The organism is Rhodococcus sp. 27YEA6, assembly GCF_044908235.1.
Lineage (GTDB): Bacteria > Actinomycetota > Actinomycetes > Mycobacteriales > Mycobacteriaceae > Rhodococcus_F > Rhodococcus_F qingshengii.
Map to the genome: position 1 here is coordinate 497,521 of NZ_JBIYCY010000003.1, position 21,684 is coordinate 519,204.

The window sequence follows — 21,684 nt, forward strand, 5'->3', positions numbered from 1 at the left end:
CCTTCCGGCTGCCAACCGGACACCTGCAGGTTACCGCGATCGGCCCCATCGATGCCCGCCAGCGGCCGTGCCGCTTGGTTGGAACGGTCGTCACTGTGTTCAACGTGCGCATTGCCGATCAGGTTCCCGGGCTACGTCGCAGCACAGTTTCCTGTGAGCGAACATGCTCATAGTGGTTATCGTGCGTTTTTCCGACGCTTGTCCGTCGTTATTCGTCAGGCCGTGTCGGAGAGGATTCCCGCAACAGCGTCAGCGGCGCCCGATTGGTCACCGTCGATGATGCGGTGAGCGAGATGATCGAGTCGCGCAGACAGTCGAGCCGAGGATTCGGGCACGTCCGCCTGCTGGGCGATGGTCTCGTCGAGGTCAGCCAGTAAGCCACCTCCGGCCAGGTGCCTGACGCAGCGCCATGTCTCGGCGAAGTTTCTCGCGGTCCCGTCGTCGGTCAACATCGCGACCCGAAGCGCAGCGTTGGGATTCGACGCCGCCGCCCGAGCCAGGCCGGCCATGATCGCCTCCCTGGCGGCAGTCAGTTCGTCGACGGTTCGGTCCTGTAGCCGCACTCCCGAGTCCGCAGAGCGGCCCGCGTCGGGCGTCGGAGCTTCACGAATCACTGCACCGTTACCGTGCTGAATTTCGACTCTGCCCCGAATCTCGAGGGCCACGAGCGCTTGAGCCAGCGACGCGCGACTCACGCCGAGTTCGGCAGCCAGGCTGCGTTCGGGAGGAAGCCGATCGCCGGGCGAAAGGCCTTGAGCCTCGATGAAATTCGAAATGTGCTCGGCCAACTGCTCGTACAGGCGCGGACGCTTCAATCGTCCGGGCAGGCCCGAGCGCGAGCCGGGCGATGACGTCGAATTCATGCCTCGGAGTGTACTTGACAAATGGAGCAGTGGCAGAGAGGCTAGGCCAATTCCAAGTGATGCAGACCACAAGCTGGTCGCGAACGGATTGAGAGTTCGATGGCAAATGTCATAGCCCTGTCAGTACTTGTCCTGGTGTTCGTCATATCCACCGTGAGGTCGGTGAACATGGGTGCGCTCGCCCTGGTGGCTGCCTTCGTCGTCGGAACACTGGTCTTCACCGTCGATACCAGCGAGATCCTCGACGGCTTCCCGGCCAGCCTCTTCGTCATCCTGGTCGGCGTCACCTACCTGTTCGCGCTGGCCAGAAACAACGGCACGGTCGACTGGATCATTCACGCGGCAGTCCGCGCGGTCAGAGGACGAGTGGCCCTCGTGCCGTGGGCGATGTTCGCGGTGTGCGCAGCCGTGACCGCCATGGGCGCGGTCAGTCCCGCTGCCGTCGCCATCATCGCGCCCGTGGCAATGGGCTTCGCCACCCGCTACCGGATCCACCCCATGCTGATGGGCTTCATGGTCGTCCAGGGCGCAACGGCGGGCAGCTTCTCCCCTATCGGAATCTTCGGTGTGATCACCAACGACGTCATGCGTCAGAACGGCCTCCCGTCGAGCCCGGCCTTGCTGTTCGTCTCGACCTTCGCGGCCGCGGCCGTTGTTGCTGCCATCGCGTACGTCTCGTTCGGCGGACGCGCGTTGATTGCGCGCGGCGCCTCCGAACGCGTGCTCGTCAACGCAGCCGGCAATGCGTCTGGCGGTGGCGACACCATCACCGGTTCGGGTTCCGGCGACAGCTCGAAGGGTGGCGGCAAGTCCTCGGGTGGGGCCGCTCCGCACGAGGTAGCGCTCAATCTCGAGCGGCGACTCACCCTGCTCGGACTGGCGTCGCTTGCACTCGGCGCCTTGGTGTTCGACCTCGACGTCGGATTCACCGCACTGACCGTCGCGGTACTTCTCACCCTGATCTTCCCGGCCTCCGCCCGCGGCGCCGTCGACAAGATCAGCTGGGGCACCGTGCTCCTCATCGGCGGAATCGTCACGTACGTCGCTCTTCTGCAGAACCAGAACACCGTCCAGTGGCTCGGGGATTCTGTTGCACACGTGGGGATTCCACTTCTCGCGGCGTTCTTGATCTGTCTGATCGGCGCGATCGTGTCGGCGTTTGCATCCACCACGGGAATCCTCGGCGCACTCATCCCTTTGGCAATTCCATTCCTCATGACCGGTCAGGTCAATGCAACCGGTCTGGTCATCGCGCTGGCAATCTCCTCGTCTCTGGTCGATTGCAGTCCGTTCTCGACCAACGGCGCGCTGGTGGTCGCGAACGCCGCTCCGGAAGAACGCGACGTGGTGTTCGGGCTGACGATGCGGTGGGGCATGACCATCATGGTGGTGACGCCGATTCTCGCCTGGCTGCTGTTCGTTGTTCCATGGTCCGTCTGAATCTTCGCTCAAAGAAAGGGAACTCGCGATGAACAGCGAATCCACACTTCTGCGCTCCCTCGACCCCCGCATCTTCGACGATCACGGAGCGGCGGTCAGTTTCGGCGAAGGCGCAACCCTCTCTCGCGCCGACTTGTTTGCCGCCGCCACCGCGGTCGCCGATCGAATCCACGGTGCACAGCGAGTGGCAGTACAAGCCGCCGCCGGCCTCGAGACAGTGGTCGCCGTCGCCGGCGCACTGATCGCCGGTGTTGCCGTGGTCCCGATCCCGCCGGACTCCGGCCCGCTCGAACGTCAGCACATCATCGCCGATTCCCAGGCCGAACTGATACTCGGAGACGGACCGTCGGATTCGAGTATCCCGTTGATTCCCATCGATATTCACGCGCGATCTGCGACGTCCTATCCCGAACCGAGCGCGGCAGCTACCGCACTGATCATGTACACCTCAGGAACCACCGGAGCTCCGAAAGGCGTTGTCCTCTCGCGAGCATCGATCGCTGCGGATCTCGACGCGCTCGCTCATGTGTGGAATTGGACGCCAGAGGACACACTCGTCCACGGACTGCCCCTCTTCCACGTCCACGGGTTGATTCTCGGCGTGTTGGGCGCCTTGCGCGTGGGTTCGCCGCTGATTCATACCTTCAGACCAACTCCGGATTCGTATGCCGCAGCGGGTGGCTCGTTGTACTTCGGTGTTCCGACCGTCTGGTCACGCGTGTGCGGTGAGCCCTCGGCGGCAGCAGCATTGCGATCCGCGCGCTTGCTCGTGTCCGGAAGTGCACCACTTCCGGTTCCATTGTTCGAGCGGATGAAATCGCTGACCGGGTTGGCTCCCGTCGAGCGCTACGGAATGAGTGAAACCCTCATCACCGTCAGCACGACGCACGACGGCGAACGTCGCCCGGGTTGGGTCGGGCACGCCGTTCCGGGAGTCAGGACGAGGTTGCGCGGCGAGAACGGCGAACTGTCGGCGCACGACGGAGAGCAGCTTGGGCAACTGGAAGTTGCGGGCGCCGTTCTCTTCGACGAGTACCTCGGGAACCCCTCGAAGACAGCGGAATCCATGACCGAAGACGGCTGGTTCCGCACCGGCGACATCGCGGTGATCGACGACAGCGGATTCCACCGCATCGTAGGTCGCGAGTCGGTCGACATGATCAAGTCCGGTGGATACCGCATCGGTGCAGGCGAGGTGGAACAGGCACTTCTGGCATACCCCGGCGTTCGCGAGGCCGCCGTCGTCGGTATGCCGGACGACGATCTCGGCCAGCGCATAGTCGCCTTCATCGTCGGGGACGTAGCCGACTGCGCTGTGGTTTCGGACTTCGTCGCCGAATCACTGTCGATCCACAAGCGCCCACGCCAGGTTTGTCTGGTGGACAGCTTGCCGCGCAACGCTATGGGCAAGGTCCAGAAGAAGCTGCTGACGCCCTGAAGGTGTGCTTGTTTCACTCGAAGCGTGCTCGCTCACTGCCTGGTGACCACGACGACGGCATCAGCCATCCGATCATGGAAGCCGCGGACGTCCGGTGCGCTACTGATCGAAACGATGATCGCGATCGAAATAGCGACTGTTACCAGAGAACCGAGAATGCTCGCGACACTGCCCAACGACATCGAATTCAGCATGCCGACGAGCTCGTCACCACTACCGAGCATGGCCAACGCCGAAACAGCCGATCCGAGGTACATGGGGATCACGAATGCATTCCGTTTGAAGGACTGCGCCAGGGCCGGACGCGCACCTCCTACCGAGCGAACGCCTATTCCGAGGGCGAGTTTGCCCAGGGTTACCCCGAATGCCGACTCTCCCCATACGAAGTACACGATCGAACCGATCCCGATCAGCAGGCCAATCAGACCCGAACTTGTCCGGTAGGAATCGAAGTCGAATCCGTTTCCGAGCGTCGCGGTGGAGATCATTCCGCCGACGACCGACACAACTGCGAGAATGGCAAAATCGATGAACCGCGCGGCAACTCGTATCCCGGCTCCGGCCGGCCGAAACCCACCAGGCCGGAGTGGAACGCCGGTCGGCCCATACCCCGGGTCCGGTGGCGGCACGGCAAATTGCGGCACGGCCGATCGCGGTGCGAACGGTTGCACAATTTCGCCGCTGGAGCTGGACTCCGGTCCGCTCGAAATGAACGTCTCGGTCGCAGGTTCGGGTTCGGGTCCGAGTAGACCGAATTGCCCGGCAGCCCTTCGGTCCAACGCTGCATCCACAGCAGGATCACCCAGCGCTTCGAGCCACGTCACAAGATCGTCGTACGTCGACGGATTCGCAGCAATCGCCGGCCGCAACTCCGGCGAACTCGACGCGATCTCGAACAGCACCGCCGCCGGAGTCCGCGGATCCGCAGCCTCGAGAGCACGTCTCGAAGACTGAACGGGCACCGGCGCAGGCACGGGCACACGGCCAGGTCCAGGTCCAGGTTCAGGTTCAGGTTCAGGTAGACCGAATTGCCCAGCAGCCCTTCGGTCCAACGCTGCATCCACAGCAGGATCACCCAGCGCTTCGAGCCACGTCACAAGATCGTCGTACGTCGACGGATTCGCAGCAATCGCCGGCCGCAACTCCGGCGAACTCGACGCAATCTCGAACAGCACCGCCGCCGGAGTCCGCGGATCCGCAGCCTCGAGAGCACGCCCCGAAGGCCGAACGGGCTGTCCGAGATTCGGTATCGCAGCTGTAACCGTGGTGGCCGACGCGAACAGTTGCACCCCCGCATACAAATTCCGAACAGCCGGTGAGACTGTGAGAGCGAGAGCAACCAGAACCACCAGCATCGCCATGGCGAGATCGAATATCCATGCACTGTAATATATTTCGCCATACATGGCCGACTGCACCACGAGACGAGCGATCATCAGGACGAGCAAGCCGAGACAGACTCCGAGACCGACCTCGCGTGACGGGCGAGGGTCGAGCGAAAAATACCGAAGCGACAGTGATCTGACTCCGACAACGGCAAGAATCCCGAAGAGTATCGCGAGAACAGCGAGCACTAACGCATCTCCCCACGGCACGATGCCAAATTGCGTTGCTGCCATTGCGATCTGAGAGAATCCAACACCGAAGCTCCACACCGCGATCAACAGCATGCCGTTTCGTGCCGCTGCGAGCCAGACGTATCCGGGGTGCGTCCCGTCGCCGACGGACGCAACACCGAATGGAATGAATGTAATTGCGGCTGCGGCAATCAAGAACGTGATGCCGTAGTAGGGACTAGCCGTGACCGTGTGGAACAGCTCGACACTTGTGCCCTCGCTGATCGAGTGGAGTAATCCGGCTGCGAGGAGAGCGATGCCGAGCGCGGCGATGGTGAGGCGCCAGGACGCAAACCGTCTGGCGAGACCGACTGCCGCAACACCCACCACGACGATCGGAACGGCCGACGACACGAAGAGAACGATCAGGCTCTCGAATGTCTGCGGCCCGTCGTAATATCGGTAGCGACTGACGGAGACCAGGATGTAGATCAGCGCGAGTAGCGCCGAGGCCACTGACGACCCCCAAGCCACAAACACAAGCGGCTTCACCAACGCCAACCATCGCGGCGCGGTTCGAGGGTCGATGCGAATTTCGGCCGCGCGCGGTTGAGCTGCGAGCAGGGCGCCGGCAAGCCCGAACCACGCTCCAGCGCCAACCCCGTTGCCGGTGAAAATACTCGAACTCTCACTGAATCGGAACATTCCACGAATGACGTCGTAGACGACAAGACCCACAACAGTGGCAATGAGGGGTCCGTTGGCCACCAGACGCAGCACACGTATCTGCCCGACATTCCAATTCGGCCCGAGCATTCCGAGTCGCGCCACGTACGGCAGTAACAGCGACGCCAGCGACAGCAGTGTCGGCAGAACCAGAAGCAGCACAAGAGCACTCGAACCGACGCGGGCTATTCCGACGGTCGCACTCCACGGTAAGAAGAGCGACACGAACAGCAGTGCCGCGGCTGTCCCGTCGCGGGTGTAGTCACCGATCCGAATATCCACGAACGCAGATCGCGTCGGTGAATAGCTCTGTGGCGGTGGATACATGCCGTGCGACTGGGGCGAACTGCTTATTGATGGTTCACCGGGTTGACGCGAGTTGTCTTCGGTCATTCGCCAAGCTCCTCAGATGTGGGAAGTGCGCCGAACGGGTCAGGTACTATCGCCGATATTTGGTGGTCCCCGACGAATCGCGATCGTTGCTGACGATCTTGGCGAAGCATTGATCGTTGGCAATCCGCTTCGAATCGCACCACCCGTTGGCCGCATCCGCATCCGCAAACGTCAAGCCTGCGACGGTTATCCACCAACCCCGGAGATCGAAGGTCCGCCATTCGTCACTCCAGAGCAGACGCACCTCCGGATACATGAGACGAAGTTCGAGATGCTGTCGCAGGATCTGGGCAGCAGTCCAATGCACCTGAGCGCCATTGATATCCGCCGCATCGAGTCCGACCCGCTTGGAGGAGATCTGAGCCACCCACCTGTTCGCGAGGTCACCGATCACAAAGGGGCGATCGGCGTCGGCCTGAGCCCGGAGGGCGTCGAGACTCGCAGATTCGACGTCGCCCGTTGTCGGCTGCGCGCTACGTGTGGGTCGGATCGGCGTATTGGTGTCACTTCGCGATGCCGGCCCGGATGTCAGGCTGGTATTACTCGTCCCGTCGTCCTCGCATTCGACGAGTTGAGCACCTGACGCTCTCGAATTGGTCAGACTCGAAGACTCACCGAGAGTGTTCGGCAGCCTCCAGAAGCTACCGAGGTCGTACAGGAACTCGCGCTGGATCGAGTTCGTCGTGTTCGTCCCATCGGTTCGGGGAAGATAGATCGGCGCATCGGAGAAGTCGAACACCGCCGATGCAACGCTCTGGCCGGTGTCGGTGATCGATACACGAAGCGCGTCGGTGGAGACGATGTCTCCGCCGGGACATGATGCTTTCATTTCCATTAGAACGACGAGACCCTCTGCCTGCGTGCGGTATTCAACCGGCGTCAGGGTCGGTGTCCGGCCGCATTTCGTGACGTACTCGTTGCCTCCGTCGAATTCAGGGACAGCGGGCAGCCTGCCCGGTGCTCCTGACGGTCCGCCGGTCGGTGGGTAGTAGAGGAATCTGTCATTGGAGATCGAGGCGAGTCCGTCGTGGGCCTTCGACCAAGACCAGTGGTTGGTGTGGGAATCGAGGGACCAACTGACAGAGCCGTCGTCGAGTTCGACGGCGAGTACCCTGCCGTCGTTAGGATGGACGAGAATTCGCTCACCGTCCGAGACCGAGTAAGAGAAGTAGTCGCCGATCTTGGTCGACCACAACTGTTCCCCGGTGTCGATTCGGTAGGCCGAGAGCGTGTCCGAGTCGTTGCCCAACACGATGTCGCCGACGATCCGGCGTAGCGAGAAGTGGTCTCCGCCGATGACCGACCACAGCTCGGTGCCGTCGTTCATGTCGTAGGCACCGTGCGAGCCGATGTACGGACGAGATTTCGATGCCGAGACAAGCCACGGTGATGCCGGTGCGTCTTCGTCAACTCTAAATCTCTCGGCACCGTCACGGTCGGACACGATGCTGGAGTATCCGTCCGACGCAAATGGCATCGCACAGAGGACGCCGGCAAAACCTTGTCCTGGAAGTGCCTCGTAGCCACCCAGATTCGGATTCGAAAGCAGTGCGCCATCGACCGCGTTGAGCGCCGTAGATCCGATGCTCGAGTAATAGACGATGCCGTCGACGATCTCGAACGAATGCGAATCGCCGGATCCGACGCAGTCGGTTTCCGGTGGAGTTGTCGTTGTCCACGCCGCATCGAGGTCGGTGGGGGTTCCGCGCGAAATCACCAGCCCGGACTGGCTACCGCCGACAGTGAAGACCGCTCCGTCGGAGACCTCGACCAAGGTGGCCGTATCGGTGTCGACACTCGAACGAATCGCCCCCGAGTCGAGCGAGAAGGAAACGACTCGAGCTGTTCCACCAGGGTTCCTGACGACACAAGGTAGGGCTGCATCGATCGCGGTGGTCGCACACGACACCGTGCCGGCGACCGGCGTTTGCCATCGAATGGATCCGCTCTCGGCGTCGACTGCAACAAGTTGGGACTGCTGGCCCTGCTGTGGACCGACCGTAGTGATCAGAGTCTGTCCCACGTCGATGAATCTCGCCGTTCCATAGCTCGCACCGAGCGAATCCGGCCACAGAAATCTTCCGCCCGGCAGAACCTCGTCAACGTCCAACGACCACCCTGGCGTCGGCTGCGTCGGGTAAGTGTTGACCAGCTGGCCTGCCACCGGTCCATCGGTGTCTCCCGACCGGAGAATCGTGACAACGGTGACGGCGCCTGCGGCGAGGGCCGCGACGGCGGTAAGGGCTGCAACGGCAACAATCCATCCTCGGCCACGAGATCGAGAGGGCGGAGGATGTCCGGCAACCAGAGCCTGCGGTGGTGAAGGTGGGGGAGGTGGGGGCGGGGGCGGCAACGTCATCGGTTGTGTCTCCCTCTGTCGATCATTCGTCCGCTAGGCAAAGCACTACGACAGGACTCTCTTTGCGAACCCAATCGGCGGTGCACGAAGATGTGGACGTGCCGCGGCTGACTACCCGGTGAGTGGCGCTGCTCGAGCTGCATGAGACCGGACTGACGTATGTCTCGCTGGTCCCGTCGCCCTTGTCTGCCCCGAGCCTTCGTACGACGCAGTCACCTACCGAGGCATTGGCGATGACCGACGCCGTGTCGCTTCCGCTGTACATCGGCGCCACCGTCCGGGATGTGGTGGTCGCATACGTCGGATAAGTCGTACTCGACGATTCAGATGTGTAGTAGAGAGAAGACGCGCTGTCGTAGTCGTCGAACGCGCGGGTGACTGGATTGGCAATGAGAAACATCCACACGATCGACAGCACCAGAAGCGCGGTGAAGATGTAGCCGATGACCAGACCGGCGATTGCAAGTCCTCGCCCCTGCTCACCGGTTCGTTTGATCTGCGCCAGCGAAATGTGGCCGAGCACAATGCCGACCGGCGCCAGCACGAGCGCCCCGACCAGGGCGGCAATTGCGAGGCCGTTCGTGGTCGGAGGTTGGTACAGAACGCCCTGCGGTTGGGCACTCCAGTACTGCTGCTCCCCATCAGGCGGGGGCGGTGGTGGCGGTGGCGGTGGCGGCGGAAGGGTCACCGAATAAGCCGTCGGTAGCGCATTCCGTGAATCTAGCGACGCCTCGGAGACCTGTCTGTAGTCCGTTTGGCGGATTGATGCAGAGGTGCCGAAATGTGAAGAGTTCTAACCGGCGAGCAGGCTCAGCCGCCGTAGACCTCGGGGTCCAGGGTGCCGATGTACGGCAGATCGCGGTACCGCTCGGCGTAGTCGAGGCCGTAACCTACGACGAACTCGTTGGGGATGTCGAAGCCCACGTCGCGGACGTCGACGTCGATCTTGACCGCATCCGGCTTGCGGAGCAGGGTGACGACCTCGAGCGAAGCGGGATTACGTGTCTTGAGGTTGCGCATCAGCCACGACAGCGTGAGACCGGAGTCGATGATGTCTTCGACGATCAGCACGTGGCGACCGGCAATGTCCTTGTCGAGGTCCTTGAGGATGCGGACGACACCCGAAGACGAGGTCGAGGATCCGTAGGAGCTCACGGCCATGAATTCCATCTGCGACGGGATCGGCAGGGCGCGGGCGAAGTCGGTCATGAAGAAGACCGCTCCCTTGAGGACGCCGATCAGCAGGAGATCCCCTTCGGGGGCGCCTGCCGGGTAACGCTTGGCGATGTCCTCAGCCAGTTCCGCCGTTCGTGCACGGATCTGTTCTTCGGAGATCAGTACCGATGCGATGTCGCCCTCGTACACGCGTCAAACCCTTCGTCGGTCTTCGAATCCGAGGATCAGCCTGCCACGTCGCCGGGCCGCCACCAACCTCGCCTCCGGTGTTCCGCCGCCGATCGCGACGCCGCCTTGCCCCCGCCAGTCGGTCACCAGGGCGTCGACTGCGCGTAACTGTTTGTCCGTCAATGCTTTTGCGCCGCCCTGCAGCAGCCAGGCGCGCAGAGCGCGTCGACGGATTGCGGTGGGCGCTTCGGCAAGTGTGTCCACTTCCACTTCCCCGTCGACGACAACCCGTAGGAGTAGGGCCTCGGCGTACTCGTCGAGCGCCTCACCGTCCTCACGCAACTGCGTCGCGGTTCGGGCCAATGCTTCGGGAACTCCCCCGCCGAGAATTTCTTCGAGCAGCGGCAACGCCTCGTGCCGCAGACGTACGCGAGTGAACTCGGGATTGTTGTTGTGCGGGTCCTCCCACGGCGTGATTCCCAGGTCGACGCAGGCCGCCCTGGTCACCGATCGCCGGAGGCCGAGGAGCGGCCGTCCCCAGGGAGCGTCGAATGCAGCCATACCTTGAATCGATCGCCCACCGGACCCGCGCGAGAGTCCGAGAAGCACGGTCTCGGCCTGATCGTCGAGCGTGTGTCCGAGCAGAACCGGGAGGTCAGCCCTCGCGTCGCGTAGGGCGTTATACCGAGCCTCACGCGCAGCGGCTTCGAGACTCCCACCATCGGCTACGTCGACTGTCAGCACCGTCGCGGTCCGGCAACCCAGCGCCAGCGCCTGGTCTGCGGCCGAGCGCGCGACGGCATCCGAACCATCTTGTAGGCGATGGTCCACGATCAACGCGTCGACCGAATCGGTTTCCGCCACCGCTGCTGCTGTCAGGGCCAACGAATCGGCTCCCCCGGACAGGGCGACGACCACACGGCGTCGTGGCTCGAATGCGAGCGTCCACGCCCGCACGGCCTGTCGCAGCGCCAGTAGGGCAGGCGTCTCAGGCAGCAGCATCTAGCCGAGAACGCGCTTTACCCACGCGTCGGGATTGTCGATCTCGTCGAGCAACGGCAAGGTCTCGGGCCCGGTCCAGATGGTGTTGAACTGCTCCATGCCGACCTTGAGAACCACCGCGTCGACGAAGGCCTTGCCGCGCACGTACTGCGCCATCTTGGCGTCCATGCCGAGAAGCATCTTGATGATCCGCTGCACGGGGTTGGACTTGCGCTGCCGACGCTTGTCGAAGGCCGCGCGGATAGTTGCCACCGACGGCACCACGGCGGGACCGACGGCGTCCATCACATGGTCTGCATGCCCTTCCAGGAGAGTGCCGAGTACAAGCATCCGATCCAGCGCGTCACGCTGAGGTTCCGCCTGCGAGGCGCGCAGCAGTCCGATGATGCCGCCCGCCGTCGCACCGTCACTGGAGTCGGGTTCCTTCCGCGAGCGCAGCTCTGCAGCAAGGCGCCCGACAACGTCGGTCATCGACTCGTCCACCGTCGCACCAAGCGTTTCGACGGATTCCTTCATGTACTCCGCTAGCCACGGCGAGGACGAGAACTGAACCCGGTGAGTGACCTCGTGCAGGCAGACCCACAACCGGAAGTCACTCGGGTTCAGCCGAAGGGACCGTTCGACGGAGACGATGTTCGGTGTGACCAGAAGCAGGGTGCCGTGCTCGCCGGTGAACGGGTCGTACTGCCCGAGGATCGCAGAAGACAGGTACGCCAGCATGGCGCCGGCCTGCAAGCCCGCCGGCTTTCCGACGATGAGATTGCCACTGCCGTCAGGGTCGGCGCCGGTGAGATGCGCCATCGACCGCGAGGCCGCCGTGATCCACCCGGCCCGGTCAAGCACGTCAGCGGCCGGGACCGGTAGACCGTCGGCCAGCCCGGTCACTTCACGAACCGGCAGTTCTGCGCGCTTGGACGCTTCGGCGAGTTCTGCGGTTGCCGTCTCGGCCGTGTAGCGAGACATCGCGGGGCCGCCGCGCGCCAGTTTTATCCCGGCTTTGGCGGCAAGACTCCAGTCGACGGCACCACCGAGCGGAGCCGAGGCTTCATCATCTTGTGGAGTCTTTTCGGCCACTATTGGCACCCGCAATTCCTCAATGCTCCGGCAATCGCGTCCAGGGCAGGACGGCTCACTTCTGGCGGCCGGTCATTGGACATCAGTGCGAAGGTGAGCACTCGCCCGTTCTGATCGACCACGAACCCTGACAACGCGCTGGCCGTCGACAGAGTTCCCGTCTTGGCCCGCACCCAACCCGCACCGGTTCGGTTTCCGGACGCGTAGCGGTCGGACAAACTTCCTGTTCCGCCGGCCACCGGAAGGTAGTCCAGCAGGGGGCGCAGTTTCGGATCACCGTCACCGGCCGCAGCCGTCATGACGCGATCGAGTACCTGAGCGGGAATGAGATCGTCGACGGACAGTCCGCTGGAATCGTGCAGCGATACACCGGTGTAGTCGAACCCGGCCGCCTGCAGGGTCTTGCCGGTCGCGTCGACTGCTCCGGTGAACGAGGCTTCGATTCCGGAGGCAATCGCGACCTCACGCCCGATGGTCTCGGCGAGCACGTTGTCGGAATGTTCCATCATCTGCAGCAGCCGGTCGCTCAGCGGCGCCGACTGCACGGTGGCGATCGGCTTGGCACCGGCAGGCGCCGCGCCGAGACTCACGTTGGCGGGATCGACACCGAGCGCCTGAGCGAGCACCTTGCCCGCGTCCAACGCGGGAGTTTCCGAACGCGGCGACTCGTCTTGAGTGCCGTCGTACCGACCACCTTCGATCATCACCGATTCGATCGGGGTGATGTAGCCCGCCGCGATGTCCGCGGTAAACCAGCCGGTGGCCATGTTGTCGCCCTTGAACAAGCTCGAATCCACCACGACGCTGTTCACCGGCGTACCGGCAGCCTTGATCTGGTCGACGAGATCCGCGATGTGCGCTGCGTTGGCGTAGTACCCGCTCTGCCCCTTCGGCGTCGCCGTCAGCGTCGGGTCACCGCCGCCGACCAGAACGACCTGCCCGGGGCTCGTTCCGGGCACCACCGTCGTGGACAGCCGGTGGTCGAGCGGCAACTTCAGCAGTGCCGCCGATGCGGTCAGCACCTTCGTCGTGGACGCAGGCGTCATCGGCGTCGACGGGTCTGCGCTCCACAGAATGTTTCCGGTGAGTGCATCAGCGACAACTCCGGTGAACTTCCCCAGATCCGGGTTGGCCACAGCCGGGCCGATCGCCGCGGCGATTCCCGCCGCGCTCGGGATCGGTGCGTCCGTCGGGACGGGCACCACCTGAGGTGACGGCGTCACGAGCGCAGGCTGCGGCGACGTAGTCACGGTCGCGCTGCCCGCGGTGTCGTCCGACGTACCGAGTTTCACGACGACAACTCCGGCGACGGCCAGTACAACCACTGCACCGACCGCCAGAAGGATGCGGAAGTTACGCCGTCGACTCTCTTCCAACGAGCCGATCTTCTTCTTTCCTTGGCCCGCCAACGCCCCTCCGTCTGTGCTCTGCCTACTGGGTGGTCAGGCAACCTTATCCTTGACCCGATATCCTTCCGACGAATCATTACCGACACGACAGCGAGGAATCGGCGTGGAGTTCGACGTCACCATCGAGATCCCCAAGGGTCAGCGCAACAAGTACGAGGTCGACCACGTAACCGGTCGCGTCAAACTCGATCGCTACCTCTACACAGCTTTCGGCTACCCGGCCGACTACGGCTTCATCGAAAACACCCTGGGTGAGGACGGCGATCCGCTCGACGCCATGGTCCTGCTCCCCGAGTCGGTCTTCCCCGGCGTCATCGTCGAGGCTCGCGCAGTCGCGATGTTCAAGATGGTCGACGAGGCCGGCGGAGACGACAAGGTCCTCTGCGTTCCGGCCGGCGACCCCCGCTGGGATCACATCCAGGATCTGGGTGACATCTCACAGTTCGAGCTCGATGCGATCAAGCACTTTTTCGTCCACTACAAGGACCTCGAGCCGAACAAGCACGTCGAGGCAGCCAACTGGGTCGGCCGCGCCGAGGCAGAGGCCGAGATCGAGGCTTCGATCAAGCGTCTCGCTGCCAACGGCGGTCACTGAGCTCGAGTTCTCAGGCCTAACGAAAATCCCCGCACATCGGAAGATGTGCGGGGATTTTTGTGCTGTTTTTACTCGCCCTTGCAGTTCCTACTCACCCTTGCAGTTCCTACTCACCCTGGAAGACTGGCGGGCGCTTCTGGAAGACGGCGGTGATGGCCTCGGTCAGATCCTGCGAAGGCAGGAACGCCGCGTTCCAGGCTGCGACGTAGCGAAGGCTGTCGTTCACGCTCGCGCTGCGGGTGTGATCGAGCACGTCCTTGATCCCGTGGACGACGAGCGGCGGGTTGAGCGCAATCTCCTTGGCGGTCGCGCGCGCCGCTGCCAGTACCGCGTCGGCATCTTCGAAAACGTCGTTGACGAGGCCGATCTTCTCGGCGCGCGCTGCGTCGATGTCCTTGCCGGTCAGAGCCAACTCACGCAGGTGTCCGTCGCCGATGATCGCGGGCAGACGCGCGAGGCTGCCCATGTCTGCGACGATCGCGACCTTGACCTCGCGGATGCTGAACTTGGCATCGGCACTTGCGTAGCGGATGTCCGCCGCCGTGATCAGGTCGACGCCGCCGCCGATGCACCAGCCCTGCACAGCTGCGACGACGGGCTTGCGGCAATCTGCGACGGCATTGATGCCCGACTGCATGCGCTTGATCATGTCGTGGAACTTGGTGCGCGGGCCTGCCTGAGCCTTGTCCGCGAGGACGGCACCGAATTCACCGCTCATCGCCGGCAGGTCCAGTCCGAACGAGAAGTGCTTGCCGGAACCGGCGATGACGATTGCACGCACCTCGGGGTCGGCGTCGAGGTCGGCGAAGATTTCGGGGAGTTCACTCCAGAAATCCGGCCCCATCGCGTTGCCCTTGCTCGGCCCGATCAGCGTCACCTGGGCGATGTTGTCTTCGCGCTCGACGGTGAACGCATTCCAGCTCTTCTGTTCAGTCATTACTCAAGAGTAACTAAAGGTCCGGCTCAGCCGAAGACCGCTGCCTTCATCCGAAAATTCCTGCCTCGTCAAGTACCAGTACGACGAGGGTGACGGCCATCAGGGCGAACATGATGAGCATCGCCATCCTGGCCGCCCGCTCACTGGTCGGTGGGAAAACGCGCTGCGCCGGATGCTCGGCCACGTACTCGGACAAGGACATGGTCCTGGCACGTGAGCGTGTCGGATTCTGTACCGCTGCTGTTGTAGCCATGTCGGTGATCCTTTCAACTACGCAATCTCAGTCAGGTACCCCAAAGGTGAAGTACCCGACTGAGTTCGACTTCTCCAATGTAGACCCGCAGATCGAAGAAGTCAGCGTGAGTTTGGTGCGAATTACCTGAGAGTCAGTCCACACAGGGAATGCCGCCATTCGCGTCGGCCCGGATGGGTGATCCCTGCGCTCCCGTATCGGGAACGGTGCCGGCGGATACCGACGAGTCCGACTGCGCCGGAGCGGCCGAGAACACGGTCTGCGCATTGTCCTCACCGATCAGTACAGACACTGATTCGGCCGCTGCCTGCTCGTTAGGCACTGCGGCCACGCCCAACTGCTCGGCCAGCGCCTCTGCGACGGCTTTGGCGCCGACTCCATAGCTGACCACCGACTTTGCCGTCGCAACTGCGGTGCTCACCTCTCCGACTTCGACTCCCGACGCTTTCGTCGCCGCTGCCAACGCGGCGCCCAACCCGTCCGTCGCGGTTCCGTTGCGGATGTCCACAACTTCGTTCCCGGTCGAGACAGCAGTGTCCATCGCAGGTGCAGATGCCGAGTCACCTCCCGCGAAGATCCGCGACACTTCACTACGCAGACGCGCCGGATCGACCATGTTGACGTCCTGGCCGTCGACGGTCTCGTATCCCTCGATGGGCAGGGTGTAGAAGTCGATGTTCCCACCTGCGAGAGCGCTTGCCTGAGAAGCGAATCGGACGGGATCCATGGCAGAATCGATCACCACGTCCTTCTTCACCACGTCGGTCAGTGCCGTCATCTTCGGAATGTTTCCGATGACGCCGGAGCCCTTCAAGTTGGCGATCACCGCGCTGATGAAAGCCTGCTGCCGGTGGGTGCGATCCAAGTCCCCGTTGTCCAGGCCGTGGCGTTGACGGACAAACGAAAGTGCCTGTGACGCATCGAGAGTCTGAACTCCGGCCGGGAAGTTGGCGCCCGAGAAGTCATCCTGCACCGGATTGTTGAGGCACACCTGAACGGGGCCGATAGCCGAGACGACGTCGTAGAAGCCCATCAGGTTCACTTCGGCAAAGTGATCGATCGGAACCTTGAGCAGATTCTGCACGGTGGTCAGTGTCGACCGTCTTCCGACTTCACGCGCTTGTTGTTCTCGTGCAGCAGGATCCGTCACACCGTCCGCTATGAGTTTGGCGTCCGCATCAGCCTTCGCCATTCCGTACGCTTCCTTGATCTTGGCCATTCCGTAGCCGGGTACCGCGACGTAGTCGTCGCGTGGGATCGCCACTGCACTGGCCTTGCCGCCATCGCCCGGAACATGGAGCAGGATAAGCGTGTTCGTGTTGTATCCACCCACATCACTGTCCCCCGCATGCAGCTTGTCGGTGACGAACTCGGCCGGCAGGTCGCTGCCGTCCATCGCTTTACGACTGTCGAGCCCGATCAACAAGATGTTGGTATCCCCGTCGAGCGAACTGCCGGCGTCGTCACCGAGGGCGGAGAGCGCGTCCGATCGATACAGCCCCGACGTGAGATCCGACTGCACGTACCAGCCGATTCCGACGCCCACCAGAATCGTCGTCGACAGGGACGCCGCCGCCAGCTTGCGCCCCACCGAGAGCGTCGACCGCTGCGGTTGACGCCTACGCCTGTGCCTGGTTGCCGAGTGTCGAGGTCGCGGTTCCACGGCCGACACGCTATCCACCGTTCCTGAGTAGAACCTGTCGATACCGGACACGGCTGGTCATTGGCTGAAAGAACGCTGAGAATGAAGTCCGAATTAGGCAAATCTGCTCTAGGCTCCGCCCTGTGGACCGCCGACGCTTCCTCAGTACCCTCGCAGCAGCAACTCTGACCGGAACCGCCGCGGTGACCATGGGAACCGCGTGTTCGTCACGTTCGGTCGGGACGGCAATCGCTGCAGCCGACGAACCAACCGACCCCGTCCCTGTCCCGGATCTCCCGCCTGCCTTGTTGCCGCCTCCACCGCCGTCTGCCCGGGTGCCGCTGCCCGCCGGCGGATCGTTGACCGCGTTACCCGGCGGTGGGGATCTGTTTGCCCTGACGGTTGACGACGGAGCCAGCTCCGAAGTCGTGCGCCTCTACACACAGTTCGCAAAAGACACCGGCATCCGTTTGACGTACTTCGTCAACGGGCAATACAACTCGTGGACCGAAAACGCCGGACTTCTCAGACCGCTGGTCGAGAGCGGACAAATTCAGCTCGGCAATCACACCTACTCGCACCCGGATCTGACGTCCGTGTCGAAGCAGCAGATCGCCGACGAGCTGACGAAGAACGGCACGTTCCTTCGCAACACCTACGGCGTGGACGCGGCGCCGTACTTTCGGCCGCCGTACGGAAGGCACAACGCGACAGTCGATTCCGTGGCCGCGAGCGTCGGCTACACCGTGCCCACCCTCTGGTACGGGTCGCTGTCGGATTCTTCGTTGATCACCGAGGAGTACATCCTCCAAATGGCGAACCAGTACTTCAATCCGGGGGCCATCGTGATCGGGCACCTCAACTATCTGCCCGTGACCCACGTGTATCCGCAACTGGTGGACCTAATCCGGAGCCGGAACCTGCGGACCGTCACGCTCAACGACGTCTATCTGAAGCCGTGACGCCGTGGTGACCGCAGCCGACAACGAGGTTCCGGCCGACAACACGGCTCCGTCTGTGAAACAACGCACCGAGTCCTGGCTGCTCGCGGACATCACCGAGGAACCAGCCGGACATCTGGGGCCACACCGGATGGCGCCGAAGAAGGAGAAGCGCCACCCGTGGTGGAAGGTGATGTGTCTGACGGGTGTCGATTACTTCTCCACTCTCGGTTACCAACCCGGTATCGCGGCACTGGCGGCCGGCACGTTGGCTCCCATCGCGACAGTCGTATTGATCCTGCTGACACTCTTCGGCGCTCTACCGGTCTACCGGCGAGTGGCTCGCGAGAGTCCGCATGGCGAGGGTTCGATCGCCATGCTCGAGAAGTTGCTGCCCAAGTGGCGCGGCAAGATCTTCGTTCTCGTGCTTCTCGGCTTCGCAGCCACCGATTTCCTCATCACCATGACGCTCTCGGCTGCCGATGCCACGGCGCACCTCGTCGAGAACCCTTTTGCTCCAACCTTTCTCTCCGGACACACCGTCGCCGTCACCCTGGTTCTGCTCGCGCTCCTCGCTGCGGTCTTCCTCCGCGGATTCACCGAAGCGATCGGTATCGCTGTCGGATTGGTCGCCGTCTACCTCGCCTTGAACGTGGTGGTCATCTCCGTAGGTCTGTGGCACATCGCGACCGCGCCGTCGTTGGTCACCGACTGGACGCGCGCCATGACCACCGAGCACGGAAACCCGGCGATGATGATCCTGATCGCGCTGATCGTCTTCCCGAAGTTGGCTCTCGGTCTGTCCGGCTTCGAAACCGGCGTCGCGGTCATGCCGCAGATCAAGGGCGATCCGCACGACACCGAACAGAATCCACGTGGCCGCATCAAAGGTGCGCGGCGCCTGCTCACCACGGCGGCGCTGATCATGAGCGGATTCCTGCTGACGTCGAGCCTGGTCACCACCATCCTGATCCCAGAAAACGAGTTCCAACCCGGAGGCGCTGCCAACGGTCGCGCGCTTGCCTTTCTCGCCCACGACTATCTGGGTGAGATCTTCGGAACCGTCTACGATCTCAGCACGATCCTGATCCTTTGGTTTGCCGGTGCGTCGGCAATGGCAGGGTTGCTCAATCTTGTTCCGAGGTATCTCCCCCGCTACGGCATGGCGCCGTCGTGGGCCCGCGCCGTGCGTCCGCTGGTCCTCGTGTTCAGCGTCATCGCCATCACTGTCACGATCTACTTCGACGCCGGTGTCGACGCTCAGAGTTCCGCGTACGCAACCGGTGTCCTCGTGCTCATCTCGTCGGCGACCGTCGCCGTTGCACTGTCCGCTCGTAAGCACGGTCAGCGAAAACTGTTCGTGGGGTTCAGTTTTGTCGCAGTTTTGTTCGTCTACACGACGATCGCGAACATCTTCGAACGTCCAGACGGTGTGAAAGTGGCGTCGTTCTTCATCGCCGCGATCATGGTGGTGTCCTTCCTTTCCCGGATCTCGCGAGCCTTCGAACTACGGGCAACCTCCGTCGAATTCGACGAGACCGCGCTGCAATTCATCGCCGAGGCAGCCGAGAAGGGTTACCTCGCGATGGTGGCGCACGACGTCGACCGTCTCGACGAGGACGAGTATCGGCAGAAGGAATCGCAGCAGCGCGCCGAAAGCAACATCCCGGAGGCGGAGTCGATCATCTTCATCGAGGTAAACGTCACGGACTCCTCCGAATTCAGCACCGACCTCCTCGTCCACGGCCGACAGCGCGGTGAGCACCGGATTCTGTGGGTCGACAGCCCGGCCGTCCCCAACACCATTGCGGCGGTTCTCCTGCGGACGAGGGACATCACCGGCGTGATTCCCGACGTCCACTTCGAGTGGACCGAGGGAAACCCGATCATGTACCTGCTCCGCTTCCTGTTCATCGGTGAGGGCGAAACCGCTCCCGTGACCCGTGAGGTCCTCCGCCGCGCCGAACCCGACCAGTCCCGCCGGCCACACGTCCACGTCGGTTGACGCGGCAAACGATGAGCAGAGGGTTGGTCCAGGCCTTGCACCAGGGAAGATCGCACAGAAAGAAGTGCTGCGTGCCTATATTCAGGCGAAACTCGCGAATATCACATCTTGCGTGCGAGGCTCGCCCTGAAATCCATTGCGATGGTGCGGATCTATAGGACGATCGGCCCCCGCTGCACCCACACGTCGAAGCGACTGGCTATCGCAGGTTCGATTCGTCTGTCACCAAGCGATAAAGAACGTATCCAGAAAACACTATTATGGAGACGACGCAGAGTACGAGCATGATGTCGAAGAAGATAGTCATGTTTCCCCTCATGGGTTCGACCAGAATCGATTCGTTTATCCCCGCGAAAGTTTCTCCGTGAAAATGTCCTGTTCCGCAGCTCCAATCGTGTAAAGGCGATAGCGCCTCACCACCCGAGGCACGGCTCAGCACTCCTGTGGAGTCGGATATGTGGCGGCATCGTGAGCAGAAGCAATGGGCGAGGTTTCTCCGACAGTCAATCGTTCACCGTTTCGCCGCTCCCTCACAGCCGCGGTGATCAGTTCGGCCGGCTCGTCGGTGACAGCGGTGGCGATGCACACTTGGGGCGCCCACCTCGTCTACAGCCCAACGCGTTCCGGCTTGGACCGCTTCATGCTCGGTCCCGCCGAACACGTCGGCCAGATTCTTCCTGCCGCCCACAGGACGGCGCGCCGCGACAGCAACACCCACCACTAAAGCCAGTGCCGTATAGAGCGCGATCACACCATGAAGGCCACCGCCGATCTACCGGGAGCGCCCGACGCAAACTCCGCTCTTGCAGGGCTCGGCACTGAACAAGTCTCAGCCAACCGACGGCACTTCGGTGATGGCGTCGGCGGTCACGAGCATGTCGATCTCGACGCTGTTGGTTCCGTCGCCATCGGTGACGCGCACAGTTACCCCTGCCAGAGCCATTGGTCGTCGTGCATTTCCGCCCAGAATTTCAATTCAGATAGCGACTTCCATCGAAACTGGTTGTTACACAGTCACTTAAGAAAGAGAACTGACACAACTTGAAAGTTACCGGTGAGATATTTCCACTGTTACCGATCGCCATCCGAGCAACAAACCACGGGCCATCGGATCCCAGTCGCATGACGAAAGACGTGCGGGCCGATCCACATGATCAACTGTCTGCGCCGCCTCGGATGTCGTCGCGGTGCAGGGACGCGAGTTCGGCGGGGTGAGTTCCGACCCGATCAAGCGGGACACCGACCGTGACGAGATCGCGAGAACCTCGTCCTGCATCTATCCCACCGTATAGGTCGGCAGATGCACACAACGGCCTAACGTCGACCACGTCCAGCGCCGTCGTCTCGACAGCAGGACCCACACCACCATCAAATGCCGAGAGCTGCGTGCATGGTGCGATATTGAGCGTCCCTTTCGCCCTTCCGGACTTACCCGTGGACGTGCAGACTCATACAGTTACTGTGGACGCGTAGTCACACTTAGTTTACTGTGGGCACATCTGAGGTAGATGCCACAAAGGAGCCCGAAATGCAGTTCCTAACACTTCGTCGCACGCGGCGTAACGCGCCATCTGTCCGGTTAGCTCCGGGGCGCAATACCGTCAACGAACATCGCGATTACCACGACACTCTGCGCACACTGTCCGAGGCATCCTCGACAGGGCTCCACTTCGAGGCGTTCAAAGACATCGCCTGGAATTCGCCCGA

At 62.6% G+C, this 21,684-nt stretch carries 17 protein-coding genes; 6 read left to right on the forward strand and 11 right to left on the reverse strand.

Annotation, left to right across the window (positions count from 1 at the left end; all coding sequences use genetic code 11):
- Positions 1-215: 215 nt before the first annotated feature.
- Complete coding sequence (locus ABH939_RS12635; RefSeq protein ID WP_070161950.1) at positions 216-863, reverse strand: FadR/GntR family transcriptional regulator; 648 nt, start codon at positions 861-863, stop codon at positions 216-218.
- 99 nt (positions 864-962) lie between these two features.
- Between ABH939_RS12635 and ABH939_RS12640 the strand changes: the two genes are divergently transcribed.
- Together ABH939_RS12640 and ABH939_RS12645 are read left to right on the forward strand one after the other, a co-directional pair.
- Positions 963-2,303: an SLC13 family permease gene (locus ABH939_RS12640; RefSeq protein WP_311094327.1), complete on the forward strand. Its 1,341-nt coding sequence runs from the start codon at positions 963-965 to the stop codon at positions 2,301-2,303.
- Between the two features lie 28 nt (positions 2,304-2,331).
- The gene (locus ABH939_RS12645) at positions 2,332-3,741 is read left to right on the forward strand and encodes an acyl-CoA synthetase (protein ID WP_075832055.1); all 1,410 of its coding nucleotides are present in this window, start codon (positions 2,332-2,334) and stop codon (positions 3,739-3,741) included.
- 32 nt (positions 3,742-3,773) lie between these two features.
- On the opposite strand, the gene ABH939_RS12650 is transcribed toward ABH939_RS12645, so the two are convergent.
- The 7 genes from ABH939_RS12650 to dacB form a co-directional block, all read right to left on the reverse strand.
- Entirely contained in the window at positions 3,774-6,416 is a 2,643-nt protein-coding gene (locus ABH939_RS12650; RefSeq protein WP_256082544.1) for an RDD family protein, read from the reverse strand.
- Positions 6,417-6,462: 46 nt separating this feature from the next.
- Positions 6,463-8,775 carry a PQQ-binding-like beta-propeller repeat protein gene (locus ABH939_RS12655; RefSeq protein ID WP_223304573.1) on the reverse strand — a complete coding sequence of 771 codons (2,313 nt, stop codon included), beginning with the start codon at positions 8,773-8,775 and terminating at the stop codon, positions 6,463-6,465.
- 22 nt (positions 8,776-8,797) lie between these two features.
- The gene (locus tag ABH939_RS12660; RefSeq protein ID WP_209448330.1) at positions 8,798-9,463 is read right to left on the reverse strand and encodes a DUF4190 domain-containing protein; all 666 of its coding nucleotides are present in this window, start codon (positions 9,461-9,463) and stop codon (positions 8,798-8,800) included.
- Between the two features lie 122 nt (positions 9,464-9,585).
- A complete protein-coding gene (hpt, locus tag ABH939_RS12665) occupies positions 9,586-10,140 on the reverse strand; it encodes a hypoxanthine phosphoribosyltransferase (protein WP_003941159.1) in 555 nt (184 codons plus the stop codon).
- 3 nt (positions 10,141-10,143) lie between these two features.
- On the reverse strand, positions 10,144-11,121 hold the full coding sequence (gene tilS, locus ABH939_RS12670; RefSeq protein WP_007727016.1) for a tRNA lysidine(34) synthetase TilS: 978 nt from the start codon (positions 11,119-11,121) through the stop codon (positions 10,144-10,146).
- Positions 11,122-12,195: a zinc-dependent metalloprotease gene (locus ABH939_RS12675; protein WP_019746776.1), complete on the reverse strand. Its 1,074-nt coding sequence runs from the start codon at positions 12,193-12,195 to the stop codon at positions 11,122-11,124.
- Entirely contained in the window at positions 12,195-13,604 is a 1,410-nt protein-coding gene (dacB, locus tag ABH939_RS12680; protein WP_193595665.1) for a D-alanyl-D-alanine carboxypeptidase/D-alanyl-D-alanine-endopeptidase, read from the reverse strand. Before dacB ends, ABH939_RS12675 begins: the two co-directional genes overlap by 1 nt.
- A 103-nt stretch (positions 13,605-13,707) precedes the next feature.
- On the opposite strand from dacB, the gene ABH939_RS12685 reads away from it, so the two are divergent.
- Positions 13,708-14,199: an inorganic diphosphatase gene (locus ABH939_RS12685; protein ID WP_003941181.1), complete on the forward strand. Its 492-nt coding sequence runs from the start codon at positions 13,708-13,710 to the stop codon at positions 14,197-14,199.
- 106 nt (positions 14,200-14,305) lie between these two features.
- Here the strand turns inward: ABH939_RS12685 and ABH939_RS12690 are convergent, their stop codons facing one another.
- The 3 genes from ABH939_RS12690 to ABH939_RS12700 all read right to left on the reverse strand — a co-directional run bounded on the left by ABH939_RS12690 (position 14,306) and on the right by ABH939_RS12700 (position 17,052).
- A complete protein-coding gene (locus ABH939_RS12690) occupies positions 14,306-15,136 on the reverse strand; it encodes a crotonase/enoyl-CoA hydratase family protein (RefSeq protein WP_007727023.1) in 831 nt (276 codons plus the stop codon).
- A 46-nt stretch (positions 15,137-15,182) separates the two neighbouring features.
- On the reverse strand, positions 15,183-15,389 hold the full coding sequence (locus tag ABH939_RS12695; RefSeq protein ID WP_124568973.1) for a hypothetical protein: 207 nt from the start codon (positions 15,387-15,389) through the stop codon (positions 15,183-15,185).
- A 133-nt stretch (positions 15,390-15,522) separates the two neighbouring features.
- Positions 15,523-17,052: an LCP family protein gene (locus ABH939_RS12700; protein ID WP_231915144.1), complete on the reverse strand. Its 1,530-nt coding sequence runs from the start codon at positions 17,050-17,052 to the stop codon at positions 15,523-15,525.
- A gap of 122 nt (positions 17,053-17,174) precedes the next feature.
- Here ABH939_RS12700 and ABH939_RS12705 point away from each other — a divergent pair, with 122 nt between their 5' ends.
- The 3 genes from ABH939_RS12705 to ABH939_RS12715 all read left to right on the forward strand — a co-directional run bounded on the left by ABH939_RS12705 (position 17,175) and on the right by ABH939_RS12715 (position 20,701).
- Complete coding sequence (locus tag ABH939_RS12705) at positions 17,175-17,993, forward strand: polysaccharide deacetylase family protein (RefSeq protein WP_064075731.1); 819 nt, start codon at positions 17,175-17,177, stop codon at positions 17,991-17,993.
- Positions 17,994-17,997: 4 nt separating this feature from the next.
- Entirely contained in the window at positions 17,998-19,977 is a 1,980-nt protein-coding gene (locus ABH939_RS12710) for an amino acid permease (RefSeq protein WP_404649673.1), read from the forward strand.
- A 481-nt stretch (positions 19,978-20,458) separates the two neighbouring features.
- A complete protein-coding gene (locus ABH939_RS12715; protein WP_065351888.1) occupies positions 20,459-20,701 on the forward strand; it encodes a hypothetical protein in 243 nt (80 codons plus the stop codon).
- The last annotated feature ends 983 nt before the right edge of the window (positions 20,702-21,684 follow it).